Raw genomic sequence first — 14,629 nt, 5'->3', positions numbered from 1 at the left:
CGTGCCACCTGGTCCGCGTGGACGTCGTCGCCGGGCTACGGTGAGATCATGCGGATCGCCATTCTCGACGACTACCAGAACGTCGCCCTCACCTTCGGGGACTGGGACTCGCTGGAGGCCGACATCACGGTCTTCACCGAGCCGCTGGAAGACGTCGTCAAACAGTTGCAGGGCTTCGAAGCCGTCGTCGCGATGCGCGAGCGGACCCGGTTCACCGCCGAGGTCCTCGACCGCCTGCCCGACCTGAAGCTGCTCGTCAGCACCGGCAAGCGCAACGCCGCCATCGACGTCGCGGCCGCGCGCCGGGGCGGCGTCGTCGTGACCGCCACCGGCTACATCGGCGAGCCGACGGCCGAGCACACGTGGGCGCTGATCCTCGCGGCGTCGCGCAACCTGCCGCGGGAGTTCCGCTCCATGCGCGAAGGCGGCTGGCAGACGAGCGTCGGCACCATGCTGCACGGCAAGACGCTCGGCCTGCTGGGCCTCGGCCGGCTCGGCGCGGGCGCGGCGAAGATCGGGCAGGTCTTCGGGATGGAGACCATCGCCTGGAGCCAGAACCTGACGCCGGAGAAGGCCGAGCCGCACGGCGTCACCGCGGTGTCCAAGGAGGACCTGTTCGCCCGCTCGGACGTGCTGTCGATCCACCTCGTGCTCAGCGACCGCAGCCGCGGCCTGGTCGGCGCGGACGAAATCGCGGCGATGAAGCCGGGCGCACTGCTGGTGAACACCTCGCGCGGCCCGATCGTCGACGAAGCGGCGTTGCTGGACGCGTTGGGGCGCAAGGCGATCCGCGCGGCGATCGACGTGTACGATACCGAGCCGTTCCCGGCGGACCATCCACTGAGGACGCTCGAGAACGCGACGCTGACGCCGCACATCGGCTTCGTCACGCGGGAGGTCTACGAGATCTTCTACGGCGACGCGGTCGAGGACATCGCGGCCTACCAGGCGGGTTCCCCGATCCGCGTCATGGAGTAGGGGTGTGCGGCCCGCCGGGGCCCGAGGTCCCCGCACCGGCCCGGGCGGGCCCGCACCCCTGGATGACACCACCCGGCGCGCGCGCCGGGCAGGGTCCAAAGACCCTGCTCCGCGCGGCCATCCGGCTGAACGCGCCGCGCGGCTTGGTCGTGAGTGAGAAACAGTGTTCCGACGCGGTTTCCCACTCACGACCGCGGTGTCAGGGGAACGGCACCGTGTCCGGGGCGCAGCTCGTCCCCGCCGCCGGGACGGTGAGGTCGGTCAGGTACCGGACCACCGCCGCCGTGGCGCAGGCGCTGTGGACGTCCAGGGACGTGTGGCCGTAGCCGTCGACGACCAGGACCCGGCCGTCGCCCAGTTCGGCCGCCGTCGCCTGGGCGTTGTGCAGCGGGGTCGCCGGGTCGAACCGGTTGTTCAGCACCAGCACCGGGTTCTTGCGGGCCCGGTTCCACGGGCCGGTGTAGCGGTCGGCGTCGTGCGCCGGCCAGCCGGCGCACTGGGCCATCGAGAACACCGCGCCGAGCCCGAAGTACGGCTGCCGCTTGCTTTCGCTCGCCGCGAGCGCCGCGTAGCCGGCCGGGGCCGAGGGGTTGTCGGAGTCGACGCACTGGACGGCCAGGAAGCTCGGGGAGTGCGTCGGCACGTACGGGTCGAGCACCGGCGCGGCGGCGCCCGGATCCGCCGGAAGCGCCGCGAATGTCTCCGCCAGGCGTTTCCACCGGCCGGACTGGTACAACGCGCTGTCGATCGTCCGCATCAGGGAGGACACGCCCGGCCCGCGCGACGCGTGGGCGAAGACCCCGGCGAACTTCGCCTTCGGGTCGCCGCCGGAGAACGCGCACTTCGGCCCGGCCGCGGCGCACACCGTGAAGAACTGGTCCAGCTCCTGCTGCTGCGCGGTGGCGACGTCGGCGCGGACGTCGACCGGCTGCTGCTCCTGCCCCGGTTTCCCGGTGGCGTTCGCGACCAGGTCGAGCGTGCCGTCGAGGGTCATCGCGCGGACCTTGTCCGGGAACAGGTTCGCGTACGTGCCGCCGAGGTGGGTGCCGTAGGAGTAGCCGTAGAAGTTCAGCGCCGGGTCCCCGACGGCTTGGCGCAGCAAGTCCATGTCCCGCGCCACGTTCGCCGTCGAGAGGTGGGCGAGCAGGTCGCCGGAGCCGGCCGCGCACGCCTTCCCGGGCGCCGCACTGGCCGCGAAGAAGGCGTCCGGCTGCCGCAACGGCGAAGGGCTCGCCGGCGGGTGGTCCGCGCCGGGACAGCTGATCGGCGCCGAACCGCCGATCCCGCGCGGGTCGAAGCCCACCAGGTCGAACCGGGCGCGCAGCTCGTCGGGGTAGCGCGCGGCGAACCGCGTCAGCTCGCCGACGCCGTCGGTGCCCGGGCCGCCGAAGTTGAAGAACAGCGAGCCGATCCGCCGGGCCGGGTCGCTCGCCGGGAGCCGGATCACCGAGAGCGTGATCGCCTTGCCCTTCGGCTCGCGGTAGCTCAGCGGCACGGCCGCGGGCGTGCACTGGAAGCCGCCGTGGCACGGCGTCCAGCGCAGCGCGGGCACCGCGGCGCCGTTGGTGCCGAGCGCCGGGGGAGCGTCGGCCGTCGTCGGCTGCGGCGTCACGGGCGGGGCCGGCGCGGCTTCGGGGGCGCTGCAGGCGGCGAGCAGGAGCAGTGCGGCGAGGAGGAGCCGTTTCACGCGCCCAGGTCCGCCAGCACGGCGTCGGTGTAGCGCGGCCAGGCTTCGGCGGCCCACGGCCCGAAGGCGCGGTCGGTCAACGCGACGCAGGCCGCGCCGGCGTCCGGGTCGACCCAGAGGAACGTGCCCGACTGCCCGAAGTGCCCGAAGGTCCGCGGCGAGCTCGCCGAGCCGGTCCAGTGCGGGCTCTTGTGGTCGCGGATCTCGAAGCCCAGGCCCCAGTCATTGGGTTTCTGGTGGCCGAACCCGGGCAGCACACCGGAAAGGCCGGGGAAGACGACGTTCGTGGCTTCGGTCACGGTGGCCGGGTCGAGCAGCTTCGGCGCCTGCAGCTCGGCGGCGAACGCGACCAGGTCGTCCACAGTGGACTCCGCGCCGGACGCGGGCGAGCCGTCGAGGGTGGTGCCGGTCATGCCGAGCGGCCCGAACAGGGCTTCGGCCTGGTACCGCGCGAACGGGATGCCGGAGTGCTCGGCCAGTGCGTCGGCCAGCTGCTCGAAACCGGCGTTGGAGTAGAGCCGCCGGGTGCCCGGCGCGGCCATCGCCTTGTGCGCGTCGAACGCGAGCCCGGAGGTGTGGGCGAGCAGGTGCCGCACGGTCGAGCCCTCGGGGCCGGCCGGGGTGTCCAGCTCGACGACGCCCTCTTCGATCGCGATCAGCGCCGCGTAGGCGGTCAGCGGCTTGCTGACCGAGGCCAGCCGGAACTTCCGCGTGGTGTCGCCGTGGCGGCCGCGGACAGTACCGTCTGCGGTCACCACGGCTGTCGCGGCGTTGTCCACCGGCCACTCGTCGATCAGGCGCACGCTTTCCATGCGTCCACCCTACGAAACGCCGCGAAGGCCCCTTCACCGGTGTCGGGGACCGGTGAAGGGGCCTTCATGGAGTACTACAGCGGGGTGTTCCTCAGGCGTCGAGGTCGGTGGCGACCAGCTGGGCGACCGCTTCCACGGCCTCCTCGGCGCCCTCGCCCTCGGCGCTGATGACGACCTCGTCACCGTATCCGGCGGCGAGTGTCATCAGGTTGAGCACGCTGCCGGCGGCCACCGGGGTTCCCCCGGCCTTGGCGATCTGCACCGCGACGGGCTGCGCCGCGGCCGCCTTCGCCACCAGCGCGGCCGGCCTGGCGTGCAGGCCCACCTTGCTCGCGACGGCGACGCGTTTCTCCGGCATGTTCGTCCTCTCGCTACGGGGTTACGTCGTTCTCGATGTTACTTCGCGGCCGTCGCATCGAGGTCGGCCTGGACGGCTTCGTCCTCGCGACCCGGCGTGCGCAGGTTCCACTTGGTGATCACGAAGCGGAACACCACGTAGTAGATCACCGCGTAGACGAGCCCGATCGGGATCAGCAGCCACGGCTTCTGCGCGGCCGGGGCGTTGAAGTTGAGCAGGTAGTCGATCGCGCCGGCCGAGAAGTTGAAGCTCTGGTGGATGCCGAGCGCGTTCGTGAGGGCCAGCGAGGTGCCGGTCATGACCGCGTGGAACAGGTACAGCGGCCACGCCACGAACATGAACGAGAACTCGATCGGCTCGGTGACACCGGTGAGGAACGAGGTCAGCGCGCCGGCGATCATCACACCGCCGACGACCTTCTTCTGCGCCGGACGGGCCGTCTGCCAGATGGCGAGGGCCGCGGCGGGCAGCGCGAACATGAAGATCGGGAAGAAGCCCGTGGTGAAGGCACCCGCCGACAGCTTGCCCGCGACGAAGTTGTTGATGTCGCCGCCGTCGAAGATGAACCACACCGGCACGTTGAGCAGCTGGTGCAGACCGACCGGGATGAGCAGGCGGTTCAGCGCGCCGTAGATGCCGCCACCCACGATCGGGGAGGCGGTGACCGCGTCACCGGCGGCCTGGATGCCCTGGTCGACCCAGTGGAAGACCAGGCCGAAGATCACGCCGAGGATCACCATGACCAGGGCGGTGATGATCGGGACGAACCGGCGGCCGCCGAAGAACGCCAAGTAGGCCGGCAGCTTGATGCGGTGATAGCGCTGCCACAGCAACGCCGCCACGATGCCGACGACGACACCGGCGAGTACGGAGTAGGGCCACTTGATCGGCGCGAGCTCGGTCGCACCGGCCTTGTAACCGGGGAGGTCGGTCAGCGGGGCGAACACCTGGATGACGGCGCTGAAGACGAAGAAGCCGACAACGGCGGCGACGGCGGTCGAGCCGTCACCCTTGCGGGCGAAGCCGACGGCGATGCCGACCGCGAACAGCAGGGGCAGCCAGTTGAACAGCGTGCCACCCGCGGCGCCCAGCACCGAGGCGACCTTGTTCCAGCCCAGGCCGTCCTTGCCGAGCATGTCGTCCTGCCCGAAACGCAGCAGGATCCCTGCCGCCGGGAGCACGGCGATCGGGAGCATGAGGCTACGGCCGAAGCGCTGAAGACCGGCAAGACCGCTGCCGCTCTTCTTCGTCGCCCCTTCCGCGGTGGTGGAGCTCATCAGGAACCTCCATAGTGGGGTGGGGTACCGGACTCCGGGGTGTTCCGGTCCAACTGCATGGTCACCTGGTAGTGATCTCCCCGGTACCAGGACGTGATGTCTTCGATCGGGTCGCCGTTCGCGCTGGAGACCCGGCGGAACACGAGCAGGGGACTGCCGGCGCGCATGCCGAGCAGCCGGGCCGTCTCGCGGTCCGCTCCTTCGGCCCAGACCGTCTGCCACGCCTGGTCGGGACGCACGTCGTACGTCTCGGCCAGTTGCGCGTAGAGCGACTGGGTCAGGTCGAGCTCGAGCAGGCCGGGAGCCCGGCCCGCGTGGTACCAGCCGCGTTCGACGGCGAGGGGTACGCCGTCGGCGTGGCGCAACCGCACGAGGTGGTGTGCGGTTGCGCCCTCGGCCAGGCCGAGGGCGTGCGCGGAGGCGGTGGGTGGGACCTCGGTGGCCGCGGAGACCACCTCGGTCGTCGGGGTCAGCCCCCGCCGCCGCATGTCGTCGGTGAACGACATCAGGTAGAGCTGGAGCTCCATCCGCCGGGCCGCGGTGAAGGTGCCCTTGCCGCGGACCCGGGCGAGCAGGCCCTCCTCGACCAGCTTGCCGATCGCCGACCGGACCGTGAGCCGCGACACGCCGTAGCGCTGCGCCAGCTCGCGTTCCGACGGGATCGGCGCGCCCGGCGGGAGCTCGCGCTCCACCGTGCGGCGGAGGATCTCCCGCAGCTGGGCGTGCTTGGGCGTGGGCCCGTTGACGACCCGGTCGGGTGGCGGGACGTGCGCGGCCGCGCTCATCGGCGTCACCCTCCTCGTTCTGGGTCCCCGGGGACCGGTGCTCGCGTCCGGTCCGGAACATTGGTACGTTCCGGTCTAGACCAATGATCTGATGGGGCAGGATGCTCCGCCGCGCGGACGGGTGTCAACCCACCGTTATCCGTTCGTGGCCCGCGGCGGCGTGCATGCCGACGAACGGCGTAGTACAGGTGGACACGCGGTTCGCGTCAGGTTGGGAACAAACAGTGAACAAGGAGACCGCGATGGCGGATGACAGGCCGGAAAAGATCCTCGCGGCACTCGGCGGCGCGGACAATCTCACCGAGGTCGAGGGCTGCATCACACGGCTGCGGTGCGAGGTCGAGGACATGGGCCTCGTCGACGAGGCGGCCCTGAAGAAGGCCGGCGCGATGGGCGTCGTCAAGATGGGGAGCACGGCGCTGCAGGTGATCGTCGGGCCGGAGGCGGACACGATCGCCAGCGACATCGAGGACCTGCTGTGAGCCTGGAGATCCTCAGCCCGGTCGCCGGGCGCGTGGTGCCGATCACCGAGGTCCCGGACCCGGTGTTCGCGCAGGCCATGGTGGGTCCGGGCATCGCCGTTCAGCCGACTGGTGGCCGTTCGGACGCGGTTTCGCCGGTCGACGGCACGATCAAGACGCTGCACCCGCACGCCTTCGTCGTCCAGACCGACGACGGCCAGGCCGTGCTCGTGCACCTGGGGATCGACACGGTGAAGGAGAAGGGCGAGGGCTTCATGCTGCACGTCGTCAAGGACGAGCAGGTGCGGGCCGGGCAGCCGATCGTCAGCTGGGACCCGGAGGCGGTGACCGCGGCGGGCTACTCGGCGATCGTGCCCGTCGTCGCGCTGGACGCCGGCGCGGAGGTGCTGTCCGGTTTGGACGGCGACCGCGACGTCACCGCGGGCGAGCGACTGTTCGCTTGGGACGCCTGAGTCGGTTTTGTCACACGAAGGGCCCTTGTGGACGGTGATCGTCCACAAGGGCCCTTCGCTGTCTCCCGGCCCGTCAGCCGGTGACGACCTTCCCGTTCTCGACCTTCACCGCCACGGCCGGCAGCGGCTTGTTCGCCGGCCCCTGCTTGACCTCGCCGGTGAGGGCGTTGAACACCGAGCCGTGGCACGGGCAGACCAGGTCGGCGCCCTTTGGCGCGACGGTGCAGCCCTGGTGCGTGCAGATCGCGCTGAACGCGGCGACGGCCGAGTCTGAGGTGCGGGCCACGATCACGTCGGAGCCGTCCGGCGCCTTGGCCGCCTTGGCCTGGCCGACCGGGACGTCGGCGAGCGCCACGAGCGGGGTACCTGCGGCGATGGGCGCCTGAGCGGTTCCCGGCTTCGAGTCGTCCGAGGATCCGCAGGCGGAAAGCGCGACGGCGCCCACGGCGACACCGGCGACAGTGGCACCGGTGGTGAGGACGGTGCGGCGGGAGTGCAGTTCGGCAGTCATGCCTCTTAAACGAGATCGACATCGCTTCGGTTCAATTCCCACCGGGGCGGGTGAACCGGAACGCCCCCTGTTCCGTGTATTACCCGAGTGGGTGTGGAGCGGAGGAACGATCATGGTGGGTTGGGTTCTGCGGATCGTCACGGCGGTCGCGCTGCTGGGTTCGGCCGGTGTGCACTACGTGCTGTGGACGGAGGACTACCCGGGCATCGTCGGCCCGCTGTTCCTGCTGGACGCGATCGCCGGGCTGGTGCTCGCGATCGCCGTGCTGGCCTGGCGGCACTGGCTGCCCGCGCTGGGCGCGTTCGGCTTCGGGGCGCTCACACTCGGTGCGTACGTGCTGGCCGCGACGGTCGGCTTCGCCGGCAACCACGACCAGTTCAACAGCCAGCCGGAGTACTGGGGCGTGATCACCGAGGTGATCTGCATCATCGGCGGGCTGGCGCTGATGGTCGTGAAGGACCGGCGCAAAGTCGCGGTCTGACCCCGTGGGCGAAGTCGCGGAGGACGCGCTGATGCGCGCGCTGCACGAGGAGCACGCGGCCGCGCTGTGGTCGTACGCGCTCCACCTGACCTCCGGGGACCGGATCCGCGCCGAGGACGTCGTCCAGGAGACGCTGCTGCGGGCCTGGCGGTCGACGACGGTGCTGGACCAGTCCCAGGGCTCGGCGCGGGCGTGGCTGTTCACGGTCGCGCGGCGGATCGCCATCGACGGCTGGCGCTCGGCGTCGGCGCGCTCGGAGGTGACGACCGACCAGCCGCCGGAGCGGGCCGTCGCGGACGGCACCGACCGCGCCGTGCAGGGCTGGCTGGTCGCCGAGGCGCTCGCGGAGCTCTCGGAACGGCACCGCGAGGTGCTGGTGCTGTGCTACTTCCAGGGGTATTCGGTCGCGGACGCGGCGGTGCGGCTGGGGGTGGCCGAGGGGACGGTCAAGTCGCGCACGCACTACGCGTTGCGCGCGTTGCGCCTGGTGCTCGAGGAGAGGGGGGTGACCCAGTGAGCGAGGACCCGTTCGCGACGTTCGACGCCGCGTACGTGCTCGGGGCGCTGTCCCCCGAGGACCGGCAGCGCTTCGAGCAGCACCTGCGTGGCTGCGAGCGCTGCGCGGCCGCGGTGCGTGAGCTGGCGGGGCTGCCGGGGCTGCTGGCCCAGAGCGGCCCACCGCAGGTCAGCGCGGTCGTGGACGCCGGTCCGCCGCCGCCGGACCTGCTGTCGTCGGTGCTGAAGCGGGTGCGCCGCGGGCGCCGGATCCGCAACGCGGTGACGTCCCTGTCGGCCGCGGTGGCGGTGGCGGCGTGCGTGGCGCTCGGGGTGGTGGCGGCGTTGCCCGCGCCGGCCGCGCCCGCGCCGGCCCTTGGCCCGCAGCCGCTGGCGTTGACGGCCCTGGGCCAGTTCCCGGTCCGCGCCGACGCGCGCCTCGGCGTCCACGAGTGGGGCACCGAAGTCGACATGTCGTGCAGCTACACGGGCGGCCGCAGCGGCGGCGACTACGCCCTGGTGGCGATCGGCCGCGACGGCAAGGAAACGCAGCTGGCGACGTGGAAGGCGCTGCCGGACAACACGGCCCGCATCGTGGTGGGCACGGCGCTGAAGACTCCGGACATGGCGGCCCTGGAGGTCCGCGGCGGCAGCGGACGGGCGTTGCTGCGGCTGAGTTTGTGAGCCTCGGTGGCTCATCCGGGACGCAGGGGGTCCCGGATGAGCCACCCTCCGCAGGGGTCTTTCGTGTCCACGGCTCGCCATCACCCGCAGGCCCTGGTCAAGCCAAGCGCTCCTTCGGCCGTTCGCAGCTTCCGAAGGCCACCTTCGCGGGGCCTTGAGGGCATTGGCCCCAACCCAGCCACCACCTCGGGCACTCTGTCGCCCGCCCGTTTCGCCGGTCGTGAGTGGTAATTCGGGTTCTAACCCGAATTACCACTCACGACCCGCGACCTGGGCCGCTGTGCTCAAGCTGTCGCCCACAGGAGTGAAACCCGCGCCAGAGCGTCGCGAACGGGCCGTTCGTGACGCCAGGCATTTGCCCTGCTCAGCCCGCCCGCAGCAGGCTGGTGAGGTGATCTTCTTCCTCGTCGCGGCCACCGCGATCTCCGCGCCGATCGCGGCCTGGGCCCTGAGGCGAGCGGCCGCCCCGATCCCGGCCGCCACCGCCGCCGGCCTGACCGCCCTGGGCGCCACGGCCGTCGCCGTCCGCTGGCTGACCGGCGGCTGGCCCGGCTGGTGGCTGCCGGTACCCGCGCTGGTGACCGTGGTGGCGGTACCGCTGGCCCTGGCCGACCTGCGCCACCTCCGCCTGCCCGACGTGCTGACCCTGCCGGCGTACCCCCTCTTCGGCGCCGCGATCGGCGCGGCCGCCCTGGGCGGCGGCGGACCGTCGCCGGCTGTCCGGGCGGTGGCGGGCGCACTCGTCTTCGGCGGCGCACACGCGGCGGTCCACCACTTCGCGCCGAACAGCCTCGGCGCGGGTGACGTGAAACTGTCCGGCAGCTTGGGCGCCGTCCTGGGCGCGGCGGGCTGGCCCGCCCTGGTCCTCGCAACGCTCGCGGCCGCGCTGATCACCCTCGCTGTGGCGGCTGTCAGCCGGAAGGACCGCGTCCCGCACGGCCCTGCCCTTCTCACCGCGGCGTGGCTGTGCGTGCTGTTCCCGCTCGCGTTGTGACTGGGTCGCGTTGCCCGGTCCGGCGGCGGCTCGCCATGGTCGCGCTGCCGCGTGGCTAAGGCTCGCGGCTGCTGTCCGCCGGAGGGCCCGCGTCCCGCCCTCCTCACCCGCGGCTCGACTCCGCGCGCCCTTCCCGCCGGGGTGGCGCCGCCCGTTCCGCACCCGCCGTGGCAACCCTTCGGCGGAGTGGCCATCCGCCGTCCGGATGTGCGCGCTTGTCCCTTCCTGCTGTCTCTGCGGGAGGGGCCGGGGCGCTGCTCCGGTCCCCCCGGCGCCCGTGACAGGATTGAGGACATGTTGCGCTGGATCACCGCAGGTGAATCGCACGGACCCGCGCTGGCCGCCGTGCTCGAAGGCATGCCCGCCGGGGTGGAGGTCACCACCGCCGACGTCACCGGGCAGCTGGCCCGCCGCCGGCTCGGGTTCGGGCGCAGCCCGCGGATGGGCTTCGAGACCGACCACATCGCCTTCCTCGGCGGCGTCCGCCACGGGCGCACCCAGGGCGGCCCGATCGCCGTGCAGATCGAGAACGCCGAGTGGCCCAAGTGGGAACAGGTCATGGCGGCCGACCCGGTCGACCCGGAGATCCTCGAAGGCCTCGCCCGCAACGAACCGCTCACCCGGCCGCGGCCGGGCCACGCGGACCTGCCGGGCATGCAGAAGTACGGCTTCGACGAGGCGCGCCCGGTCCTGGAGCGGGCGAGCGCGCGGGAGACGGCGTCGCGGACCGCGCTGGGCACCGTCGCGCGGAACTACCTGCAGCAACTGCTGGGCGTCGAGATCCTCAGCCACGTCGTATCGATCGGCGGCGCGGACGCGCCCGAAGGCCCGCTGCCGGTCGCCGCGGACCTGCCCGCCATCGACGAGAGCCCGGTGCGCGCCTTCAGCCAGGAAGGCACCGACGCGATGGTCGCCGAGGTCGACGCCGTGCGGAAGGCGGGCGACACCGTCGGCGGCGTGATCGAGGTCATCGCCTACGGCCTGCCGCCGGGCCTCGGCTCGCACGTCCACTGGGACCGCCGGCTCGACGCGCGGCTGGCCGGCGCGCTGATGGGCGTCCAGGCCATGAAGGGCGTCGAGGTCGGCGACGGCTTCACCACCGCCCGCCGCTGGGGCAGCCAGGCGCACGACGAGATCGACCGCGGCTCCGGCCCGGTCGGCGTCACCCGCCGGTCCAACCGCGCGGGCGGCCTGGAGGGCGGCATCACCAACGGCGAGCCGCTGCGCGTGCGCGTCGCGATGAAGCCGATCTCGACCGTCCCCAAGGCACTGTCCACTGTGGACGTCCGGACGGGTGAGCCCGCGGTCGCCATCCACCAGCGCTCCGACGTCTGCGCCGTGCCGCGCGCCGGGGTCGTGCTGGAGTCCGTGGTGGCGCTGATCCTCGCCGACGCCGCGCTCGAGAAGTTCGGTGGCGACTCGCTGATCGAGAGCAAGCGCAACGCCGAGGCGTACCTGAAGGCCCTCGAGGAGCGCTGGTGAGACCGCGCGCGGTCATCGTCGGCCCGCCCGGCTCCGGCAAGAGCACCGTCGGGCCGTTGCTGGCGGAGACGCTCGGCCTGGTCTTCCGGGACAGCGACGCCGACATCGTCGCCCGCACCGGGCGCAGCATCTCCGACATCTTCGCCGAAGACGGCGAGCCCGCTTTCCGCGCGCTGGAAGCGGAAGCGGTCGCCACCGCGCTGGCGGAGCACGACGGCGTGCTCTCACTCGGCGGCGGCGCGCCGCTGCACCCGGGCACCCGGGCCTTGCTGGCCGAGCACACCGTCGTGTTCCTCAACGTCGGCCTCGCCGCCGGGGTGCAGCGCACCGGGCTGTCGAGCGCGCGGCCGCTGCTGGCCGGGGTGAACCCCCGCGCCACGTTCAAGAAACTGCTCGACGAGCGCGTGCCGGTCTACCGCGAGGTCGCCACCGTCGAGGTCGTCACCGACGACCGGACCCCCGCCGAGATCGTCGCGGACCTCGCCGCGGGGCTCGTCGTCCCCGCCGAAGCCAAGGAGTGAGTCACCCGTGTCCGAACCGGTGCGCATCACCGTCGCCACCGCCCGCCCCTACGACGTCGTGGTCGGGCGCGGCCTGCTCGGCGAGCTCACCGCGCAGCTGGCCGACGCCTCCAAGATCGCGCTGATCCACCCGCCGACGCTGACCACCACGGCCGAGGCCATCCGCGAGGAGCTGGTCGCGGCCGGCCTCGACGCGCACCGCGTGGAGATCCCGGACGCCGAGGACGGCAAGGCGCTCACCGTCGCGAGCTTCTGCTGGGAGGTGCTCGGCCGGATGGGGCTGGACCGGCGCGGTGTCGTCGTCGGCCTCGGCGGCGGCGCGGTCACCGACCTCGCCGGGTTCGTCGCGGGCACCTGGATGCGCGGCGTCCGGCTGGTCAACGTGCCGACGACGTTGCTGGGCATGGTCGACGCCGCCGTCGGCGGCAAGACCGGCATCAACACCGAGGCGGGCAAGAACCTCGTCGGGGTGTTCCACGAGCCGAGCGCGGTGTTCGTCGACCTGGCGACGCTGGAGACGCTGCCGCCGAACGAGCTGGTCGCCGGGATGGCGGAGGTCGTCAAGACCGGCTTCATCGCCGACCCGCGGATCCTCGAGCTGATCGAAGCCGACCCGGCGGCCGCGCTCGACGCGACCGGGGACGTGCTGGCCGAGCTGGTCCGCCGGTCCATCCAGGTCAAGGCCGACGTCGTGGCCGCCGACCTGCGCGAGTCCGACCTGCGCGAGATCCTCAACTACGGCCACACGCTCGGTCACGCCATCGAACGCCGCGAGCGGTACCGGTGGCGCCACGGCGCCGCGGTGAGCGTCGGCCTGGTGTTCGCCGCCGAGCTGGCCCGGCTGGCCGGGCGGCTCGACGACGCCACGGCGGAGCGGCACGCGGCCGTCCTGAAGCTGCTCGGGCTGCCGACGACGTACGACGCCGACGCGCTGTCCCAGCTGCTGGAAACCATGAAGGGCGACAAGAAAACCCGCTCCGGCGTGCTGCGGTTCGTCGTCCTCGACGGCCTCGGCAAGCCCGGCCGGCTCGAGGGCCCGGACCCGTCGCTGCTCGCCGCCGCGTACTCGGCGATCGCCGCGGACACCCCGAAGAACAGCGGGAGCGTGCTGCTGTGAAGGCGTTCGTGTTCAACGGCCCCAACCTCGGGCGCCTCGGCAAGCGCGAGCCGTCGGTCTACGGCTCGACGACTCACGACGACCTCGCGGCGCTGTGCGTGAAAGCCGGCGAGGAGCTCGGGATCGAGGTCGAGGTCCGGCAGACCGACCACGAAGGCGAACTGGTCGGCTGGCTGCACGAAGCCGCCGACGGCGGCAATCCGGTGGTCCTCAACGCCGGCGCCTGGACGCACTACTCGATCGCGGTGCGCGACGCCGCCGCGCAGCTGGCCGCGCCGCTGATCGAGCTGCACATCTCGAACGTCCACAAGCGCGAGGAGTTCCGGCACCACAGCGTGCTCTCGGACATCGCGACGGCGGTGATCGCGGGCCTCGGCGTCGACGGCTACCCGTTGGCGTTGCGCTGGCTCGCCGCCCACCCGGCATGAGCCTGCCGACGCTGACCACCGCGCGGCTCACGCTGCGCCCCCTGGTCGAAGCCGACCGCGAGAGCGTCGTGAAGGTGTTCTCCGACCCGGAGATGAGCCGCTACTTCGCCGCGGACTTCTCCGACCCGGCCGCGGCGAGCGGGATGGTGGACCGCCGCCTGGCCTACGACGGCCCGGCCGGCCAGGGCCACTGGGTGATCGAGCGCGACGGTGAGGTCATCGGCGTCGCGCACCTGCGCCCGTCATCCGAACTGCCGGGCGGCGTGCCCGAGCTGGGCTACTACGTCGCGAGCGCGCACGCCGGGCAGGGCCTCGCGTCCGAAGCCGCTCGCGCGGTGCTGGACCACGGGCTCGACGGCCTCGGCCTGCCCGCGGTCTGGGCGCTGGTGCACGAGAACAACGCGGCGAGCCGGAAAGTCGCCGGGCGCCTGGGTTTCCTCGACGTCGGCAGCGGCGTCCACTACGGCGACCTGCACCGCGTGCTGGTCGCGCTGCCCGCCACCCACGGGCGCCCGCACCACATCGAACTGTGGGTGCCGGACCTCGCGGCGGCCGAGCGGAGCTGGGGCTGGCTGCTGGGCGAGCTGGGCTGGCGCGAGTTCCAGCGCTGGCCCGCCGGAGTCAGCTGGCGCCTGGGTGCCACCTACCTGGTGGTCGAGGCGTCACCCGCCCTGAGCGCGCCGGACCACGAGCGCACCCGCCCCGGCCTGAACCACCTGGCACTGCACGTGGACACCCGCAAGCGGGTCGACGACCTGGCGGCCCGCGCGCCCGACCACGGCTGGCGCCCGCTCTTCGCGGACCGCTACCCGCACGCGGGCGGCGACGCCCACTACGCGGCCTACCTGGAGAACGACGCCGGTTTCGAGGTCGAGCTGGTCGCGATCGAAGGCCCGCCGCCCCAGCGAAACTGACCCGGCCGGCCAGGTGATGCTGCCGGCTGGGGTGCCGTGGGCGGTCAGATGGCAATCCCCACCGGCCAGGTGAAGTGGCTCGGGTTGGCGACGGATGTCGCCAGCCAAGGAGGCGACTCGGCCGAGCAGGCGGCGAAGGCCGTCGGCCAAGGAAGCGGCTCGGCCGAGCAG

General features: G+C 72.5%; 18 protein-coding genes. 12 read left to right on the top strand and 6 right to left on the bottom strand.

Annotated elements, in window-relative coordinates; genetic code table 11:
* The first annotated feature begins 48 nt into the window (after nucleotides 1–48).
* Complete coding sequence (locus ACLJQZ_RS05565) at nucleotides 49–978, top strand: D-2-hydroxyacid dehydrogenase family protein (protein WP_410618960.1); 930 nt, start codon at nucleotides 49–51, stop codon at nucleotides 976–978.
* Nucleotides 979–1,177: 199 nt separating this feature from the next.
* Here ACLJQZ_RS05565 and ACLJQZ_RS05560 read toward each other — a convergent pair whose 3' ends face one another.
* From ACLJQZ_RS05560 to ACLJQZ_RS05540, 5 genes are all read right to left on the bottom strand, one after another.
* The gene (locus tag ACLJQZ_RS05560) at nucleotides 1,178–2,665 is read right to left on the bottom strand and encodes an alpha/beta hydrolase (RefSeq protein ID WP_410618958.1); all 1,488 of its coding nucleotides are present in this window, start codon (nucleotides 2,663–2,665) and stop codon (nucleotides 1,178–1,180) included.
* Nucleotides 2,662–3,477, bottom strand: a complete 816-nt coding sequence (locus ACLJQZ_RS05555) for a serine hydrolase domain-containing protein (protein ID WP_410618957.1) — start codon at nucleotides 3,475–3,477, stop codon at nucleotides 2,662–2,664. Before ACLJQZ_RS05555 ends, ACLJQZ_RS05560 begins: the two co-directional genes overlap by 4 nt.
* A 91-nt stretch (nucleotides 3,478–3,568) precedes the next feature.
* Complete coding sequence (locus tag ACLJQZ_RS05550) at nucleotides 3,569–3,835, bottom strand: HPr family phosphocarrier protein (protein WP_247049117.1); 267 nt, start codon at nucleotides 3,833–3,835, stop codon at nucleotides 3,569–3,571.
* 38 nt (nucleotides 3,836–3,873) lie between these two features.
* A complete protein-coding gene (locus ACLJQZ_RS05545) occupies nucleotides 3,874–5,112 on the bottom strand; it encodes a PTS transporter subunit EIIC (RefSeq protein WP_326947792.1) in 1,239 nt (412 codons plus the stop codon).
* On the bottom strand, nucleotides 5,112–5,897 hold the full coding sequence (locus ACLJQZ_RS05540; RefSeq protein ID WP_326954738.1) for a GntR family transcriptional regulator: 786 nt from the start codon (nucleotides 5,895–5,897) through the stop codon (nucleotides 5,112–5,114). Before ACLJQZ_RS05540 ends, ACLJQZ_RS05545 begins: the two co-directional genes overlap by 1 nt.
* A gap of 101 nt (nucleotides 5,898–5,998) precedes the next feature.
* On the opposite strand from ACLJQZ_RS05540, the gene ACLJQZ_RS05535 reads away from it, so the two are divergent.
* Complete coding sequence (locus tag ACLJQZ_RS05535) at nucleotides 5,999–6,379, top strand: glucose PTS transporter subunit EIIB (RefSeq protein WP_410618956.1); 381 nt, start codon at nucleotides 5,999–6,001, stop codon at nucleotides 6,377–6,379.
* Nucleotides 6,376–6,831, top strand: coding sequence for a PTS glucose transporter subunit IIA (locus ACLJQZ_RS05530; RefSeq protein ID WP_410618955.1), 456 nt, complete (start codon nucleotides 6,376–6,378; stop codon nucleotides 6,829–6,831). Before ACLJQZ_RS05535 ends, ACLJQZ_RS05530 begins: the two co-directional genes overlap by 4 nt.
* Nucleotides 6,832–6,904: 73 nt before the next feature.
* Here the strand turns inward: ACLJQZ_RS05530 and ACLJQZ_RS05525 are convergent, their stop codons facing one another.
* Nucleotides 6,905–7,342: a ubiquinol-cytochrome c reductase iron-sulfur subunit gene (locus ACLJQZ_RS05525; protein ID WP_247049122.1), complete on the bottom strand. Its 438-nt coding sequence runs from the start codon at nucleotides 7,340–7,342 to the stop codon at nucleotides 6,905–6,907.
* A gap of 112 nt (nucleotides 7,343–7,454) precedes the next feature.
* Here ACLJQZ_RS05525 and ACLJQZ_RS05520 point away from each other — a divergent pair, with 112 nt between their 5' ends.
* The 9 genes from ACLJQZ_RS05520 (at nucleotide 7,455) to ACLJQZ_RS05480 (ending at nucleotide 14,458) form a co-directional block, all read left to right on the top strand.
* Nucleotides 7,455–7,823, top strand: a complete 369-nt coding sequence (locus tag ACLJQZ_RS05520) for a hypothetical protein (RefSeq protein ID WP_247049123.1) — start codon at nucleotides 7,455–7,457, stop codon at nucleotides 7,821–7,823.
* Between the two features lie 4 nt (nucleotides 7,824–7,827).
* Complete coding sequence (locus ACLJQZ_RS05515) at nucleotides 7,828–8,340, top strand: sigma-70 family RNA polymerase sigma factor (RefSeq protein WP_410618954.1); 513 nt, start codon at nucleotides 7,828–7,830, stop codon at nucleotides 8,338–8,340.
* Nucleotides 8,337–9,002 (top strand): anti-sigma factor family protein, encoded by a 666-nt coding sequence (locus ACLJQZ_RS05510; protein ID WP_410618953.1) that lies wholly within the window; start codon nucleotides 8,337–8,339, stop codon nucleotides 9,000–9,002. Before ACLJQZ_RS05515 ends, ACLJQZ_RS05510 begins: the two co-directional genes overlap by 4 nt.
* A gap of 391 nt (nucleotides 9,003–9,393) precedes the next feature.
* Nucleotides 9,394–9,996 (top strand): prepilin peptidase, encoded by a 603-nt coding sequence (locus ACLJQZ_RS05505; RefSeq protein ID WP_410618952.1) that lies wholly within the window; start codon nucleotides 9,394–9,396, stop codon nucleotides 9,994–9,996.
* Between the two features lie 294 nt (nucleotides 9,997–10,290).
* Entirely contained in the window at nucleotides 10,291–11,478 is a 1,188-nt protein-coding gene (aroC, locus tag ACLJQZ_RS05500) for a chorismate synthase (RefSeq protein ID WP_326947797.1), read from the top strand.
* Nucleotides 11,475–11,999, top strand: a complete 525-nt coding sequence (locus ACLJQZ_RS05495) for a shikimate kinase (protein WP_410618951.1) — start codon at nucleotides 11,475–11,477, stop codon at nucleotides 11,997–11,999. Before aroC ends, ACLJQZ_RS05495 begins: the two co-directional genes overlap by 4 nt.
* Before the next feature lie 7 nt (nucleotides 12,000–12,006).
* Complete coding sequence (gene aroB / locus ACLJQZ_RS05490) at nucleotides 12,007–13,116, top strand: 3-dehydroquinate synthase (protein ID WP_326954734.1); 1,110 nt, start codon at nucleotides 12,007–12,009, stop codon at nucleotides 13,114–13,116.
* The gene (gene aroQ / locus ACLJQZ_RS05485) at nucleotides 13,113–13,544 is read left to right on the top strand and encodes a type II 3-dehydroquinate dehydratase (protein WP_410618950.1); all 432 of its coding nucleotides are present in this window, start codon (nucleotides 13,113–13,115) and stop codon (nucleotides 13,542–13,544) included. The genes aroB and aroQ overlap by 4 nt, the downstream gene beginning before the upstream one ends.
* Nucleotides 13,541–14,458: a GNAT family N-acetyltransferase gene (locus tag ACLJQZ_RS05480; protein WP_410618949.1), complete on the top strand. Its 918-nt coding sequence runs from the start codon at nucleotides 13,541–13,543 to the stop codon at nucleotides 14,456–14,458. Before aroQ ends, ACLJQZ_RS05480 begins: the two co-directional genes overlap by 4 nt.
* The last annotated feature ends 171 nt before the right edge of the window (nucleotides 14,459–14,629 follow it).

The organism is Amycolatopsis sp. cmx-8-4 (genome assembly GCF_046548675.1).
GTDB lineage: Bacteria > Actinomycetota > Actinomycetes > Mycobacteriales > Pseudonocardiaceae > Amycolatopsis.
The sequence above is the reverse complement of the archived record's forward strand: the minus strand, read 5'-3'. Positions and strand labels throughout refer to the sequence as shown.

Excerpts from the sequence above, each read along its gene's own strand:
- ACLJQZ_RS05555 (WP_410618957.1), bottom strand. The coding sequence starts at position 3,477 with ATGGAAAGCGTGCGCCTGATCGACGAGTGGCCGGTGGACAACGCCGCG.
- ACLJQZ_RS05565 (WP_410618960.1), top strand. The coding sequence starts at position 49 with ATGCGGATCGCCATTCTCGACGACTACCAGAACGTCGCCCTCACCTTC.
- ACLJQZ_RS05550 (WP_247049117.1), bottom strand. The coding sequence starts at position 3,835 with ATGCCGGAGAAACGCGTCGCCGTCGCGAGCAAGGTGGGCCTGCACGCC.
- ACLJQZ_RS05520 (WP_247049123.1), top strand. The coding sequence starts at position 7,455 with ATGGTGGGTTGGGTTCTGCGGATCGTCACGGCGGTCGCGCTGCTGGGT.
- aroC (WP_326947797.1), top strand. The coding sequence starts at position 10,291 with ATGTTGCGCTGGATCACCGCAGGTGAATCGCACGGACCCGCGCTGGCC.
- ACLJQZ_RS05535 (WP_410618956.1), top strand. The coding sequence starts at position 5,999 with ATGCTCCGCCGCGCGGACGGGTGTCAACCCACCGTTATCCGTTCGTGG.
- ACLJQZ_RS05525 (WP_247049122.1), bottom strand. The coding sequence starts at position 7,342 with ATGACTGCCGAACTGCACTCCCGCCGCACCGTCCTCACCACCGGTGCC.
- ACLJQZ_RS05480 (WP_410618949.1), top strand. The coding sequence starts at position 13,541 with ATGAGCCTGCCGACGCTGACCACCGCGCGGCTCACGCTGCGCCCCCTG.
- ACLJQZ_RS05540 (WP_326954738.1), bottom strand. The coding sequence starts at position 5,897 with ATGAGCGCGGCCGCGCACGTCCCGCCACCCGACCGGGTCGTCAACGGG.
- ACLJQZ_RS05545 (WP_326947792.1), bottom strand. The coding sequence starts at position 5,112 with ATGAGCTCCACCACCGCGGAAGGGGCGACGAAGAAGAGCGGCAGCGGT.